This is a genomic window from Nitrososphaera sp., from assembly GCF_050748925.1.
GTDB lineage: Archaea > Thermoproteota > Nitrososphaeria > Nitrososphaerales > Nitrososphaeraceae > Nitrososphaera.
The window spans coordinates 1-13,829 of sequence record NZ_JBOGQF010000025.1; the positions used below are offsets into that span (position 1 = coordinate 1).

At 56.7% G+C, this 13,829-nt stretch carries 20 protein-coding genes; 9 read left to right on the top strand and 11 right to left on the bottom strand.

The genetic code is table 11. The features are described 5' to 3' along the window. Positions 1–213 (bottom strand): ATP-binding cassette domain-containing protein (locus tag ACREAY_RS03505; protein ID WP_431754378.1); only part of this gene is annotated, 213 nt, incomplete at its 3' end. Between the two features lie 150 nt (positions 214–363). On the opposite strand from ACREAY_RS03505, the gene ACREAY_RS03510 reads away from it, so the two are divergent. Both ACREAY_RS03510 and ACREAY_RS03515 read left to right on the top strand, forming a co-directional pair. Then, complete coding sequence (locus tag ACREAY_RS03510) at positions 364–1,161, top strand: TrmB family transcriptional regulator (RefSeq protein WP_431754379.1); 798 nt, start codon at positions 364–366, stop codon at positions 1,159–1,161. A gap of 59 nt (positions 1,162–1,220) precedes the next feature. Next, positions 1,221–1,718 (top strand): response regulator, encoded by a 498-nt coding sequence (locus ACREAY_RS03515; RefSeq protein WP_431754380.1) that lies wholly within the window; start codon positions 1,221–1,223, stop codon positions 1,716–1,718. 6 nt (positions 1,719–1,724) lie between these two features. On the opposite strand, the gene ACREAY_RS03520 is transcribed toward ACREAY_RS03515, so the two are convergent. Together ACREAY_RS03520 and ACREAY_RS03525 are read right to left on the bottom strand one after the other, a co-directional pair. Next, the gene (locus ACREAY_RS03520) at positions 1,725–1,892 is read right to left on the bottom strand and encodes a hypothetical protein (RefSeq protein WP_431754381.1); all 168 of its coding nucleotides are present in this window, start codon (positions 1,890–1,892) and stop codon (positions 1,725–1,727) included. A 67-nt stretch (positions 1,893–1,959) separates the two neighbouring features. Continuing rightward, the gene (locus ACREAY_RS03525; protein ID WP_431754382.1) at positions 1,960–2,430 is read right to left on the bottom strand and encodes a zinc-ribbon domain-containing protein; all 471 of its coding nucleotides are present in this window, start codon (positions 2,428–2,430) and stop codon (positions 1,960–1,962) included. A 164-nt stretch (positions 2,431–2,594) separates the two neighbouring features. Here ACREAY_RS03525 and ACREAY_RS03530 point away from each other — a divergent pair, with 164 nt between their 5' ends. Together ACREAY_RS03530 and aspS are read left to right on the top strand one after the other, a co-directional pair. Next, on the top strand, positions 2,595–3,098 hold the full coding sequence (locus ACREAY_RS03530) for a hypothetical protein (protein ID WP_431754383.1): 504 nt from the start codon (positions 2,595–2,597) through the stop codon (positions 3,096–3,098). A 6-nt stretch (positions 3,099–3,104) separates the two neighbouring features. Next, positions 3,105–4,394 (top strand): aspartate--tRNA(Asn) ligase, encoded by a 1,290-nt coding sequence (gene aspS / locus ACREAY_RS03535; protein WP_431754384.1) that lies wholly within the window; start codon positions 3,105–3,107, stop codon positions 4,392–4,394. Here the strand turns inward: aspS and ACREAY_RS03540 are convergent. Together ACREAY_RS03540 and ACREAY_RS03545 are read right to left on the bottom strand one after the other, a co-directional pair. Beyond that, the gene (locus tag ACREAY_RS03540; RefSeq protein WP_431754385.1) at positions 4,384–4,782 is read right to left on the bottom strand and encodes a Mov34/MPN/PAD-1 family protein; all 399 of its coding nucleotides are present in this window, start codon (positions 4,780–4,782) and stop codon (positions 4,384–4,386) included. The genes aspS and ACREAY_RS03540 overlap by 11 nt on opposite strands. After that, the gene (locus ACREAY_RS03545; protein WP_431754386.1) at positions 4,782–6,026 is read right to left on the bottom strand and encodes a cupredoxin domain-containing protein; all 1,245 of its coding nucleotides are present in this window, start codon (positions 6,024–6,026) and stop codon (positions 4,782–4,784) included. Before ACREAY_RS03545 ends, ACREAY_RS03540 begins: the two co-directional genes overlap by 1 nt. Before the next feature lie 279 nt (positions 6,027–6,305). Between ACREAY_RS03545 and ACREAY_RS03550 the strand changes: the two genes are divergently transcribed. From ACREAY_RS03550 to cyoE, 4 genes are all read left to right on the top strand, one after another. Continuing rightward, positions 6,306–6,977 (top strand): Lrp/AsnC family transcriptional regulator, encoded by a 672-nt coding sequence (locus ACREAY_RS03550; RefSeq protein ID WP_431754387.1) that lies wholly within the window; start codon positions 6,306–6,308, stop codon positions 6,975–6,977. A gap of 260 nt (positions 6,978–7,237) precedes the next feature. Continuing rightward, entirely contained in the window at positions 7,238–7,759 is a 522-nt protein-coding gene (locus ACREAY_RS03555) for a hypothetical protein (RefSeq protein ID WP_431754388.1), read from the top strand. A gap of 78 nt (positions 7,760–7,837) precedes the next feature. Beyond that, complete coding sequence (locus ACREAY_RS03560) at positions 7,838–8,131, top strand: hypothetical protein (RefSeq protein ID WP_431754389.1); 294 nt, start codon at positions 7,838–7,840, stop codon at positions 8,129–8,131. Between the two features lie 61 nt (positions 8,132–8,192). Further along, positions 8,193–9,080 (top strand): heme o synthase, encoded by an 888-nt coding sequence (gene cyoE / locus ACREAY_RS03565; protein WP_431754390.1) that lies wholly within the window; start codon positions 8,193–8,195, stop codon positions 9,078–9,080. Here cyoE and ACREAY_RS03570 read toward each other — a convergent pair. Genes ACREAY_RS03570 through ACREAY_RS03590 form a run of 5 tightly spaced genes read right to left on the bottom strand, consistent with a single transcriptional unit; the run spans position 9,070 to position 13,153 of the window. Then, complete coding sequence (locus tag ACREAY_RS03570; RefSeq protein WP_431754391.1) at positions 9,070–9,294, bottom strand: hypothetical protein; 225 nt, start codon at positions 9,292–9,294, stop codon at positions 9,070–9,072. The genes cyoE and ACREAY_RS03570 overlap by 11 nt on opposite strands. Positions 9,295–9,298: 4 nt before the next feature. Then, positions 9,299–11,494 (bottom strand): CDC48 family AAA ATPase, encoded by a 2,196-nt coding sequence (locus ACREAY_RS03575; RefSeq protein WP_431754392.1) that lies wholly within the window; start codon positions 11,492–11,494, stop codon positions 9,299–9,301. Positions 11,495–11,530: 36 nt separating this feature from the next. Continuing rightward, positions 11,531–11,812: an elongation factor 1-beta gene (locus tag ACREAY_RS03580; RefSeq protein WP_431754393.1), complete on the bottom strand. Its 282-nt coding sequence runs from the start codon at positions 11,810–11,812 to the stop codon at positions 11,531–11,533. Positions 11,813–11,814: 2 nt separating this feature from the next. Then, positions 11,815–11,994 carry a zinc finger domain-containing protein gene (locus ACREAY_RS03585; protein WP_292638152.1) on the bottom strand — a complete coding sequence of 60 codons (180 nt, stop codon included), beginning with the start codon at positions 11,992–11,994 and terminating at the stop codon, positions 11,815–11,817. A 31-nt stretch (positions 11,995–12,025) separates the two neighbouring features. After that, the gene (locus ACREAY_RS03590) at positions 12,026–13,153 is read right to left on the bottom strand and encodes a geranylgeranyl reductase family protein (protein WP_431754394.1); all 1,128 of its coding nucleotides are present in this window, start codon (positions 13,151–13,153) and stop codon (positions 12,026–12,028) included. A gap of 72 nt (positions 13,154–13,225) precedes the next feature. Between ACREAY_RS03590 and pth2 the strand changes: the two genes are divergently transcribed. Beyond that, a complete protein-coding gene (gene pth2, locus ACREAY_RS03595) occupies positions 13,226–13,561 on the top strand; it encodes a peptidyl-tRNA hydrolase Pth2 (RefSeq protein ID WP_431754399.1) in 336 nt (111 codons plus the stop codon). Here the strand turns inward: pth2 and ACREAY_RS03600 are convergent. Continuing rightward, positions 13,558–13,829, bottom strand: a 272-nt coding sequence (locus ACREAY_RS03600; RefSeq protein ID WP_431754395.1) for an EamA family transporter, incomplete at its 5' end; no start/stop codon positions are given. The genes pth2 and ACREAY_RS03600 overlap by 4 nt on opposite strands.

The following is a 13,829-nucleotide window of genomic DNA, read 5'->3' on the forward strand; positions in this document are numbered from 1 at the left end:
TCCCAGGACGACGCTCCCGGCGACTATTTTCCCCGGCGGCTGCATGGAGCGCAACAGAGCGGAGCCCAGCGTGCTTTTGCCGCAGGCCGATTCGCCTACGATGCCAAGCGACTCTCCGTCTGAAAGCTCGAAATTGAGGCCGTCGACTGCCCTGACTGGCCCGCGCTCTGTAAAGTAATAGGCCGCAAGCCCCGAGACTGCAAGCCTGCCCATCAGCGCAGATGCACCAGGTTGGTATAATAGGTTTTATAGCAGAGCCCGAGTACAGTTGATTGTCCAGTAACAAAAAGTAAAAAGTTTTTAAGTTGCCTGCCGTAGAAAAGTCACGACTTTTTTGCACCAAACAGCCATGGAGACCTGGACTTGGAACTAGCAACCAGGATAGCCGAGACCGAAAAGGCGGTCCTTGAAGAGCTGACCCGGCTGGACCTGTCGCTGAACGAAGCCAAGATCCTGTTCAACCTGATGATACGCAAGAATTCCACCGTGACGGAACTGGCATCTGCAACGGGCATCGCCCGCACAGAGATGTACCGCTATCTGGAGAGCCTCCTTGCGAAAGGGATGGTGCACACGACCTTTGACAGGCCGCAGCGCTACTACGCGCTTCCGTACAAGGAGGCCATAGACCACCTTGTGCAGACCAAGATGTCGGCGCTCCGGTCAATCTCGGAGAAAAAGAACGACGTTCACAGGATTGTCGACAGCATAGTCGACAGCATGGTGCACCAGGAGCAGGCCGAAAACGACGCCTACCAGGTCATAATCGGCGAGGACGCCATGATAGCGAAACTGACGAGGATGATAGCCAAGACCGAAAAAGAGGTTTCAATGATAATGCACCACGACGAGCTGGTCATGCTGTACCGCGAGGGCACGCTCTCTGACCTGTACAAGCTGGCGTCAAGGGACATTTCAGTCAGGATAAAGACTTCCTTCCCGAGGGCCTCGGAATTGCTCGATCCTGCCAAGAAAAAAAAGGCCATACGGCTGGACATAGTCGACGCCCCGCAGTCGCTCAACTGCATGATATGCGACGACAAAGAGATGATAATCCTGCTGAACAAGACGTCGATGACCAAGCGCCAGGAGACCAAGACGTTCTACACAAACAGCAGGTTCATGATCTCGGCATTCAAGGTAGTCCTGGACAAATTCTAGAGAATTGTTCTATAATATTTCGGCCAAGATTTTTTATACAAGCGTCTCGACCTTCTGGCATGAAAACGAGCATCCTGATAGCAGAAGACGACAGCGCCGTGAGCGAGCTTTGCAGGATTGCTTTTGAGGCCAGGGGCCACAGGGTCGTAGTCACGCACGACGGGCTGGAATGCGTCAAGGCATACAAGGAAGCCCTGAAGGACAGTCCGGAGCCGTTTGGCGCCGTGGTCCTGGACTACAGGATGCCAAGGGTAGACGGCCTTGAGGCGGCAAAGGAGATCCTGAAGATGAACAAGGGCCAGAGGATAATCTTTGCCTCAGCCTATGTCAAGGAGACGCTCCTTGACTCTGTCACCCACCTTGAGCACATTGTCGAGCTCATCCAAAAGCCGTTTGAGCCCAAGATCCTAGTGAACCTCGTCGAGGACATCTCTACCACCAAGGAGCTCGAAGAGATAAACAGGCTGGCCACCGGCATGGACCCGAGCAAGCCGGACAGCACCCAGATAAATGAGCTCCTTGAAATGCTGAAAAAGATACAAAAAGTCGGCATCTAGGCCGTTTTACTTTACCAGCATCTTTTTTGACAGGCCGTGCTTGTCAGGCTCAAAGTTTGTAAAGACGTCAAACGTCCCGCAGTACGTTTCTGCTTCGTCCTCGTCAGTGCAGTTGTGGCCGTCCTTCTGGTAGAACCTGCAAAAGCCCGCATATTTGCATCCGATTACGTTCATCAGCCTTCGTATTGCGGCGGCCTAAATAGCGACTTGGTTGTAACACCTGTTACGACAATCTCCAGCCTCAACGCCTGCGGTTGACGTGACAGAGGTATGCGCCAATGCCGACGAGCGCGCCTGCAATGTTGGAGGCCAGGAAAAACATCAGCACGCCCAGGATGACTGTGTGGATTATTCTGCCGTCATTGCCGTTGGCAATATCCCTGTAAAATAACGCGGCAATGACTGCAAATACGAACCCGAGGATCACAAACGAGCTGAACACAGTTACAACCCCTCCAGCGGGCCCGGGCAGGCCAGGCAGAAAGTAAAACCAGCTTATCCCCGCCATGAAAAGTGCAGACATTACGATTGACACGATAATCCCTATCTTTATCAGCAAAAGGCCTAGCTTGAAATTGTCCGTCGCCTCGCGGCCAGGTGGGCCAACAGGAGTCTTTGCTCCGCACCTTGGGCAGTAAAGGGCGTCGGCAGGCAGCGGAGAACCACAATTTGCACAATATCCGGCCGACGGCTGCCCGTCAGGAGCTGTCACAGCCAGCTGCGGTGCTCCTGCAATGTAAAAAGATCGCCTGCCGGAATTATTTTACATGACACGTCCACCGTACATTTCTCAAAATAGATGGAGAAAAATTCCAAACGCGAGGCCTCATAGCATTATATAACCGTCGTGCAAAATAACGCGAGTTTATCGCAGCCTTGAAGACCCCCATCTGCTCCTTTGACGCCAAGACCGGCGTGCTTTGCGCCAAGTGCGAAGAAAAGCTCCACGCGGGGCAGATAAGCCAGGACGACGTTGACGCCTCGGTCAGGCTGAGCAAAGTTGCGAGCAAGAGCCAGGACATTGACAGGTTCACGCTTTCCAAGGGCGCCAAGGTCGACAGCGACTTTGTGCTCGTGCTCAGGAGCCCCGACGTCCTTGCGGTGCGCAGCAACTCTGCCCTCGCCGAAAGGATAGAAGGCGAGTTCCAGCAAAAGGTCTGGTTCCTCGACTCGGAGGCTTCAGAGCGGGGCTTTATCGAAGGCCTGTTCCACCCCGCCAGGGTGCTGAGCGTAAACCAGTTCTGGCTCCCCGATGGCAAGGTGACCAAGGTCACCATGGCAGGCAAGGCAGCCCAGAAAAAGGTGGACGTTGAAAAAGTTCAAAAGATAGCCAAGGCGGTCAAGAACATGGAACTCCTCGTCGAGTTCGAGCAGAAGTAGATCACAATGATCGACATCCACAGGACCCATTACGCCCGCCAGCTGCAGGAAGACATCGTCGGCCAGCAGGTGAGGATCGGTGGATGGATTGAAGATGTCCGCGACATTGGCAAGCTTGCGTTTGTCACGATACGCGACGTTACCGGGGCCTGCCAGGCCATAGTTACCGGCGACAGCGTCCAGGCTGCAAGGCAGGCGCAGAGGCAGAGCGCGGTCATCGTGGCAGGCACGGTGCAAAAGAGCAAGGCCAAGGACTTTCCGGTGGAAGTCAAGGTAACCGAGTTTACGATACTCACTAAAGCCGTCCACCCGCTGCCCATCGACCCGACGGGCAGGGTCGAGTCGGCCGCCGACAAGAGGCTTGACGCGCGGGCCCTCGACCTGCGCAACCCCAGGGTCGCGGCGATATTTCGCCTCAGGTCTGCGGGTCTGGAGGTCGTCAGGGACACGCTCAGGAGCGAGGGCTTTATCGAGGTTAACACGCCAAAGATAATAGGCAGCGCAAGCGAGGGCGGGGCGAACCTGTTTGGGTTTGACTATTTCAAGCGTAAAGCATACCTGGCCCAGAGCCCGCAACTCTACAAGGAGCAGCTGACCCTGGGGCTTGACAGGGTGTTTGAGATCGGCCCGTACTTTCGGGCTGAAAACTCGCACACCGTCCGGCACCTGACCGAGTTTACGAGCATCGACGTCGAGGCCGCGTTCACGGATTACGAAGACGTGATGGACATCGTTGAAAAAGTCGTGGGCAGCGTCATACAGGAATTCCAGCAGAGTCACAGGGGCGACCTTGAACTTGCAGGCGGAAGGGCAGACATGCAGTTTGGCAAGATAGAGCGCCTTTCGTACGCCCGGTGCCTAGACGAGCTGGCAAAGCACGGCGAAAAGCTAGAATTTGGCGACGACCTGTCTGACGCCGCGCTCCGCAAGCTGGGCGAGATGCACAATGGGTTTTACTTTATCATGGACTGGCCGCTAAAGCTAAAGCCGTTCTACATACACGAAAAGGAGGACGACCCAAGGCTTTCCAAGTCGTTTGACCTCCAGCACGGGTACCTCGAACTGGTCTCTGGCGGCCGCAGGCTGCACGATCCGGAGAAATTAAAGAGCAGGCTCGTCGAGCAGGGGCTCAACCCGGCAAGTTTTGCAGAGCACCTAAAGGCGTTTGACTGGGGCATGCCTCCCCACTCGGGATGGGGCCTCGGGTTTGACAGGCTGATGATGGTCCTGACAGGGTCGCAGAACGTAAGGGACGTCGTCCTTTACCCCAGGGACACCGACAGGCTCACGCCATAGTAGCCATCTTTACTTCTTTTACGCCATCGTCAAAGACCCAGGCGCCAAACCTGTTGGCAGTCGTAGAGTAGATCACCCAGACCACGGGGTTGACCTCCATGAATCGTGCGTCCGTGCTCGAAGGCGAGGGCAAGGACGGGTGCGAGTGGAATATGCCGGCGACCTGCATGCCTCTGCTTTCCGCAAGCCGGTAGGCGCGCAGCGTTTCGTCAGGCGTAATAGTAAATGAAACTCGCGAAGCATCGGCGTTTTCCATCGGCATGACTTCTTTTATCGTCACTTCGCTGTCGCCCCCGCCCAGGAGGAACGCGCACGACTCGTTTGGCAGCGAGTCTTTAGCCAGCTGCTCAAGCTGTTGCAGCTGCGCGCTGGATAGGATGATCTTCATTAGCTGACAGTAACCTTGCCGGTCATGAACGGGTGCAGCTGGCAGAAATAATCATAGTCTCCTACCTCTTCAAAGACAAACGAGAACGTCTTCTTGGGGCCCATTATTTTAGAGTCAAACGTTCCGTCGGCCTCTGCCGTTTCCCCATCGCCCGAAGTTACTGTATGAGCGGCGGTGTCGTCGTTGGTCCATGTCACCATCCCGCCCACCACGGTCTCGGCTACCTCAGGTGCATAGAACTTGCCGTTTGTAGGCACGGACGCCCCTTGGGGTATCGACACCGCAGTCACAAGGTCGGCAGGAGCATTGTTGCCTGAGCTGGTCGCGTTTTCTCCCGTTGCCGTGCCTTCTGTCGCATTGCCAGGGGTTGCGCTACCTTGGGTCGCATTTCCTTCGGCGGGTGCGCCTTCCGTTTCAGCAGCGGGAGCGCTTGTGCCTGCCGCCTGGAGGGTCAGCATGGCAGTCATGAACGGGTGCAATTCGCAAAAGTATTCGTAATCGCCCTCTGCAAGCTTCGAAGTGTCGAGTGTCCATGTCTTGCCGGCGTTGATAAGGTCCGAGTCAAACAGTGGATCATCAGTCACCTTGTGGGTAACAGTGTGTATCGCGTTGTCCTCGTTGGTCCACTCTATGCTGTCTCCCACCGCAGCGGTCACCGGGTCTGGCTCATAGTCCGGGTTTTCCTGAGATGACGCCCCTGCAAGTATCGTGGCCTTGACAGTGTTGGCCGGCGCTGCTGGCGTCTCGGCGGGCGCCTCAGCCGGTGTTTCTGCAGGAGCCTCTTCAACGGGAGGCTTGGGAGTCACCAGGCCGAAAGCATAGAACGTGATGCCTGCGACTGCCGATGCGGCTATGAATATTACGCCCATCGCCTTGAGGTACTGCGGCTTTCTGTACGACACGACTGCAAGCACCGCTGCAGGTATGCCTATTATCGTCATCAGGCCGATATACGCAAAGATGGTCGTGACCTGTATGCTGACCGTGACTGCCGCCGCGACGCCAAAGGTGACGAGGAAGCCAAGCGTGATAAAGGTGGCAGACTTCGCCCTTCCAGAACTGGGAAAGCCGTCCTTGAAGAGCCCGGAGGCAAGAAAGATCATGCCGATAAACATCGTCAGAAGCGAAACTGCGTGCATGCCGTCGATAAAGGTCTTGGCGATGCCAGATAGCGATATGCCAACGCCGGCGATGCCGATGGTAGTGAGACCTATGCCGGGTGTCAACAGATCCCAGTCAGTCATCTGGTCTAGTTGGGCTTTTTTGGCATAATTAATCTTTACTCATTGGTTACTTGTGCCAGCCGCGGCAAATCAGTCCTATGAGCCCTTTTTGTCCGGTTGCTCTTTTAGGGAAAAGCTTGCATTTTCAGGCAAATGGGCAGGATTGCAGGCGAACCGTAGATGGCAATGTTCCTCACTGCCGGCTGTTAATGTGGATAAATTACCCGGCCGGCAGACAGATAAAGGACATCGTGCCTATATTACAATCTTCTATTTCTTTCGAATGTAAAGGTGTTACATGTGGAAACATCACTAAGAACGTTACATAAGAATAAGTCCAGGACAGAGATCATTGCAGAGCTTGAGGACATGGGTATAGGCGGCGACTCGTTGGCAGAGCTGACGATTGAAAGCCTCGGCGACCTGCTGAACGGCATGCGCAACCTGGTGACCATGCACTCTGACGTCAGGCGCGGAAGGCCAAGGGGCAACGGCGAGTTTGTGCCCACGCTGTCTGACGCTGACAAAAAGATAATCCAGCAGCTGTTCTCGTCCGAAGGCGACGTGCCTTCCCTTGCGCTGTCAAAAGAGCTTGACATCCCCCTCAGCACCATCCAGAGGAGGAGAAAGAGGCTCGAAGACAACCTGATAGAGAGGAGCTACTCGCTCAAGGCAGACGTGTTCGGATTCAGGACAGCGACTTTGTTCATCGCCACTTCAGACGGCAAGACGCTGTCTGTCGGAAAGGAAGTCCTTGAAATGGACAGCGCGGTGACTTCGGTGACAAGGACGCTAGGTGAAAACGCCATGGACCTGAAGGCAGAAGTGGTATTCAAAAACAACTCGGACCTGCTGTCCCTCATAGAGCTAATAAAGTCCAGAGACGGAGTCAGGGATGTATGCTGGAGCGAGTCCATAGAGCTAGTTGGCAAGAACAGCAAGCCGTACAGGGTGGTCATCGAGTCGCAGTGATGCAGAACTTTATTACTGGCTGCGAAAAGGGCGCCACCGCTTGCTCCAGGGCAAGAGACTGCCGGGCCGATGATGACAATGTCAGGCCTTGCCGCCCACCGCGCACCCCGGACAGCTCGCATGCTACGGCACAGGAATCTGCCCTGCAGCATTGCTGTTCGCTTTTAACGGGTGAGGAAGCAATTAGCGGCAGTTGAGAAGATATATCGGAACCTTCTATCCGCAGGTTCCCTTAATTTTTCTGCCCTCCAACGATGCGTATGATGCGCAGTAACGACAGGGGCAGCTTTAAAAAATATGCTATAATTGGCGCAGTCGCGGTGATAGCCGTTGTCGGCATCCTGCTGGCGCTGGGAGCCGCGCGGGCGCCTCAGCCAGACATTGTACAGGACACCACGGCTCCACCGGGATCAATAGGCACGGGACCGACGGAAGGCGCAGGGCAGGACAATCCGGGCCCAAATGACGGAGGCGGGACGCCGGACACAAACCCGGAGCCGATTCCCGATGTCACCCCCTCTGCCTCCATCTCGGTAGGTCCAAACCCCACCCCTGCCGGGAGCGAGGTAGAGATAGAAGGCAGCGGGTTTGGCGAGAGCCAGAGGATAACGCTTGCGCTCAACAACAGGGTGCTTGAAACAGAGCCGGCAGAGATAATAACGGACGCGACAGGGACGTTTTCGGCCTCGACCACTCTGCCAGAAGGCCAGCAGGGGGAGCGCAACATCACCGCATCTGACGAGTCTAACAGGGCCGCCACCATAAAAGTCGACATAACCTAGCTTGTTGCGCAACAAGCTAGGACCTCTAAAATTGTTGACCACCTCCCTTAATGTCGCGCAACCAAAGTCCACGCCATATTGTCCATTGCTGACGCGTTTGAAGTCGGCGACAGCGATACCGTCTGGGACGCGTGGCTGATGACTGTCAACCTGCTGGACATGCTAGAGAGCACGCAAAAGCTCGGCGGCCTCTATGACTTTGAGCAGGCCCGCGACAAAGTCGCGCGGGTGTGCGCCATCGCAGAGCGGCATGGCATCGACAAAGAAAAATGCCAGTGCGGGCTTTCAGACGCCGAGCACGCGCTCTTGAGGCGCAAGGTACTGACATTTTTCAAGCTGCAGGTGTCAAACTTGAAACATTTCGTGGACTGACCCGCCTAGCGAATAAATTAAATGCAAGCAAGGGTAGAACACCTTCGAGGCATCTTTTGCAGTGACTGCACGGGACTTTATCGAAGTTTCAAAACCGAGAATAGTGGTAGTCCTCGTGATAACTGCGATAACGTCGTACCTCGCAGCCACCCGGTTTGACGCCACGCCAGAGGTCGCATGGGATATCAGCTGGTGGCACCTTGGCTTTTTGACGCTGTCCGGAGCCCTTGCTTCGATGGGCGCAAGCGCACTCAACCACTATTACGACCGTGACATTGACAAGGTGATGCCCAGGACGGCGCAGAGGCCAATACCTGCAGGCAGGCTCTCGCCGTCGACGGTCCTGTGGTACGGCATCGGCGTCAGCGCGCTGGCAGTGGCGATAGCGTGGTTCACGCTCAACCCGATGGCCACAGGCATGATAGCCCTTGGCATATTTTTCTACGTCATCATCTACACGGCGTGGCTCAAGAGGAGCAACGCCTCAAACATCGTCATTGGAGGCTTTGCAGGGAGCGCCGCTTCGATGGCAGGGTGGGCCACGGCGACAGGCTCGATGGACCTGCTGGGCTTTCTCGTCGGCTGGATAGTGTTCATGTGGACGCCGCCGCATTTCTGGTGCCTCGCAATCAAGGCAAGGGAAGAGTATGCAAGCGTCCGCGTCCCGATGCTGCCGGTGCTCATCGGCAACCAGAGGACTGCAAGCTACATCCTTCTCAACACGGCGATACTCCTCCCGTATTCAGTCGCCCTCTACTTTTTCGGCCTCGGCCTGCTGTACACAATCGTCGCGGCCGCTTCAGGCTCGCTCATGCTCGTCTATCACTACAAGCTGACCAAGAATCCCACGCCGGAATTTGCGTGGAAGGCGTACAAGGTCACGGCGCCGTACCTGGTTGTCGTCTTTATCGCCCTGGCGTTTGACGCGCTCTATTATTTCAAGTTCTAGCAGGCTCGGTCGCCAGCTCGACTCTGCGCTTTTCCTTCGTGACCCATGTCACCCGGATGAGGCCATAGATCTCCAAGTCCAGCAGGACCTTGTTGAGCTCGGCTTCCGGCAGGCTTACGCCGTCCTTGGACAGCGCGCTTGCAAGCTCGGCATCTGTCATGTTGCCTGCCTGCTTGACCTTTTCGTATATGAGGTTGCGTAGTGGATACTTCATGATCTCAACCGTAAAAGCTCTTGTCAATCGGCTTTGGCATCGCAAAGGTAAGGTTCTTTTTTACCGACTCGTACCATTCCTCTACCTCTTTGGTTATCGACGGCCTTGCAGCGCGCAGGGCGGTAGCAAAGTCGGCGTTTGTGACCTTGGCCGACTTTCTCTGCATCGCGTTCACGGCGGCCTCCCTGCAGAGCGACTGGAGGTCGGCGCCGGAAAAGTTCTTTGTCGTCTGGGCGATGCTGACAAGGTCGACGTCGGACTCGATGGGCATCGGCTGCGTTATTATCTTTAGTATCTCGTAGCGCGCCTTTTCGTCAGGCTGGCTGACGTAGATTATCAAGTCTAGCCTGCCGGGGCGCAGCAGCGACGGGTCAATGAGGTCGGGCCGGTTCGTGATGCCAAGCACGATTACGCCAGAGTTGCCAGAGTCGTCTATCTCTGTGAGCAGCTGGCTGACGACGCGCTCGTTGCCGGACGAGTCCTCGCTTGCCCCCCTCGGGCGCGCGAGCGAGTCCAGCTCGTCAAACACGACTATGCAAGGCGACGACGTCTTGGCTTTCCTGAAAATTTCGCGTATCGCCTTCTCGGACTCGCCGACCCACTTGCTCAGCACTTCTGGGCCGCGCACTACAATGATGTTGGCGCTGCTCTCGGTCGCAAGCGCCTTGGCAATAAGCGTCTTGCCGGTGCCGGAGGGACCGTACAGCAGCGCGCCCTTGGGCGGCTTGATCCCCATCCTGGAAAAGCTGTCGGGCTCTTTGATGGCGGCAATGAGGTTGTCGTGAAGTATCCTCTTGGCGTCATACAGCCCGCCCACGTCGTTCCACTTTACCCGGGCCACTTCGACGTAGAACTCCCTCATGGCAGTGGGGACTATCTCCTTTATGCCTTCGCGGAAATCCCTGGTAGTGATAACCATCTGCTCGAGGACTTCAGGCGAGATCTTTTCCCCCTCCATGTCTATCTCGGGCAGATAGCGCCGGAGGGCCCTCATGGCAGCCTCCCTGCAGAGCGCCTTGATGTCGGCGCCGGTGTAGCCGTGCAGCTCCGAGCCGAGGTCCTGCAGGTTGATGTCGTCGGCAAGGGGCATGCCGCGGGTGTGTATCTGGAGTATCTCCAGCCGGCCCTCTGCGTTGGGGACGCCCACCTCTATCTCGCGGTCAAACCTGCCGGGGCGCCTCAGCGCGGGGTCGAGGCTCTCGGGCCTGTTGGTGGCGCCAAGCACGATTACCTGCCCGCGCTCGGACATGCCGTCCATCAATGCGAGCAGTTGCGCAACGACCCTCTTTTCCACGTCGCCAAACGCCTCCTCCCTCTTTGGCGCGATGGCGTCTATCTCGTCTATGAATATTATCGAAGGCGCTGACTCTTTGGCCTCCTTAAAGATGTCCCGCAGGCGCGCCTCGGTCTCGCCATAGTACTTGTTCATTATCTCCGGGCCGTTTATTATGAAAAAGTTGGCCTCCGACTCTGACGCAAGTGCCTTGGCAATCAGCGTCTTGCCCGTTCCGGGTGGGCCGTACATCAGGATGCCGGAATGCGGCTCGATGCCGAGCCTTGCAAACACCTCGGGGTGGCGCATCGGAAGCTCGACAATCTCTCGCAGCCGGCGTATCTGCTCTTTCATGCCGCCAATCTCTTCATAGGTCACGCGGGGCTTGCGGTCCGTCGTCGTCTCGGCCATTATGGCAAGCCGGCTGGTCCTCTCTATCCGGACGATGGATTTTGGAGACACCTTTTCGACTTTAAAGTCCATCGGGTTTCCGAGTATGACTACAGACACCTCGTCGCCCTCGCTCACGGGAAAGCCTTTGAGCCGGCTCTTTACAAACTCGCAAAATTCCTTGTCGACTGTGATGTTGCTGTCCCCGATAGGCGACAGCGTTATGCTCTTGGCGGCCTTGCTCTCTGCCTTGCGGACGCTCAGGAGGTCGTTGAGGCCGACGCCGGCGTTTTTTCTCGTCTGGCCGTCGATGCGGATGATGTCAGTCTCGCCCTCCTCGTCGTCTGCCGGCCACGCTGTCACGGCAGTGGCGCGCTTGCCGGCCAGCTCGACCACCTCGCCGGGCTGGACGCCCAGCTGCTCCATGTAATGCGTGTCGAGCCGGGCCCTGCGCTTGCCCACGTCGCGGTGCTTGGCCTCGGCCACCCTCAGCTGAACATGCGAAGGATCGTCGCTGCCTACCCTGGCCTTTTTCAAATTATAGAGCCCCCGGCGTGATTACAGACATTAGCTTTACTTCATCTTGACCGACGCGCGGCTGATGTTCATCACTTCAATCTCGCCTACGCCCGTTATGCCCTTTATGGCCTCTTCGAGCTTGTCCATCTGGCCCTCGGCGTCGTCGAGCATAAAGTCGCCCACAATCGCGTTGAGGCCAAATGCAATCGGCTCCTTGGCGTGCGCCTTTATCTCCATCCCTTCAGGGACGCTCTTTTTCAGGCTTTCAAGCACGCCGTCGAGGTTGGTCTCGGCTTCTGCCGGCAAAATCTTGATCCTTGCAACCAGGCGCGCCATTTCTACGGACCCTCAAAGCCGCAGCCCACGCACTTGTAGGGCCTTGCAAATTCTCTGCATGACTCGCAGCGCCACATGAGGACATAGCCGCAGTTAGGGCAGTAGTATTTTACGCATTCATCGTTAGGCATTATCGGCCTGCTGCATGAGGTGCAGACCGGCAATTGCAACGGTTTGGACATAAGGTTTTGACGGGAATATCCGAATTTATATCTATCCGTCAACCAGACGGCGGATTTCGTTGCCAAAAAGCGCCCTGGCCATCCGGGCGGCGCTCTTGGCGCTCAGCATCTTGGACAGCGCCGCGGCGTGAAAGTCAAAGTCGCCGGTCGATGCGGCCTCTTCTATCCTGTCCTTTGGTATTGCGGAAAACAGGTCGTCTATCGCCCTGTTGTCAAGCCGCTCCAGCAGGCGCCTTGCCAGCAGCATCTTGTCAAACTCGTCTTTGAACATCGACTCCCACCTATGCTGGTACTCGGACATGTTTTCATTTGCAATCGCCTTGCCTGCCATCATGCCCCCCATGCCGCAGGTATAGATGCCGCCGGCAGTGGTCGGCTTGGTCTGCCCTGCCGCGTCGCCCACGATGACGGTGTGCCCGGAGGCAAAGTTTTCCACCGGCCCGCTCACCCATATCGGTGCATACACTTTACGCACGGCAGAATGCGGGCCCTTGGCGTCCATGTATGATTTCAGCGCGCTGGCCGCGTTTATGCCCTTGCCGGCCACACCCACCTTGCCCTGCCCGTCGCCGGTAGGGATGACCCACGCGAAAAAGCCGGGATATTTCTCGCTGTCAAACGCGACTTCTATTGTGTCGCGTTCTATCCACGGGGCATACACTTCGTACTGCGCCGACGACAGCACGCCCTCGCGGTTTCTGTTGATTATGGAGGCGACGCCCCTTGCGTCGACGAAATAGCCGCATTTCAGCTCGCCTTCTGACGTCTTTACAACATAGCAGTCCCCGTCCTGCACGGCAGAGCGCATGGAGCACTTTACCCTGATCTCGGCGCCGGCCCGCTGGGCCTGGAGCGCCACCTGTTTGTCGAGTTCCCGCCGGTCAACGACGACGACCTTTTGCTTCTCGGCCGCAATCTCAAAGCCGTTTGAGGGCGAGAGTATCCTCGCCTTCTTTATCCTGTTATTTTCAATCGCGTCAGGTATTATGCCAAGGTTGCGGATGCCTTCCATGCTGACGAGCCCCCCGCAGTGCTCCGGCGTCCCTATCTCGGCGTCTTCTTCGACCACCGCGACTGACAGGCCGGCCCTTGCGGCTTCTCGCGCCGCGAGGAGCCCGGAGATGCTCCCGCCGGCAACAACTACGTCAAAATCGGACATGAGAGAAAGACCAGCAACGTATTTCTCGCTCTGCTAATTAAACTATGGCTAGTTTTGGATTTCAAGCAGGTGATGGTGGTTAGGAGGGACCTCGGGATGGGGACTGGCAAGATAGCCGCGCAGGTAGCGCATGCGGCAGTCATGGCCGTCGAGCGCACGAAGGAAAAAAAGCCGGAATGGTTCCACGAGTGGTTTGAAGCCGGGCAGGCCAAGGTGGTGGTCAAGGTGCAGAGCTTTGACGAGCTCATGGAAGTGAGAAAGCACGCAGAGAGCCTGAAGCTGCCGGTGTCCCAGGTAAACGACAGCGGCCTCACCCAGATACCGCCCGGGACGACTACCTGCATAGGGATAGGGCCGGCGCCTTCCGACCTCGTCGACAAGGTCACAAACAGGCTGAAATTGCTCTAGCGCCGGCTGACTATGAGTATGCCGGTCACGACAAGTGCTGTCGCGACTGCCTGAAAGATGCTTATCGACTCGCCCAGCGTGATGGCGGCTATCGCGATGCCAAAGATAGGCACCGTCGAAAAGACGGACATTGTCTTTATCGTCCCTACGCGCTTGATGCCTTCCAAAAAGAACAAGAGCGCGCCGCCAAACCCGGACACTGCCATTGCGATTATTACCAGCCACAGGTCCGGCGGTATGCTTGCTATGGCGCCCCACTTGCCTGCAG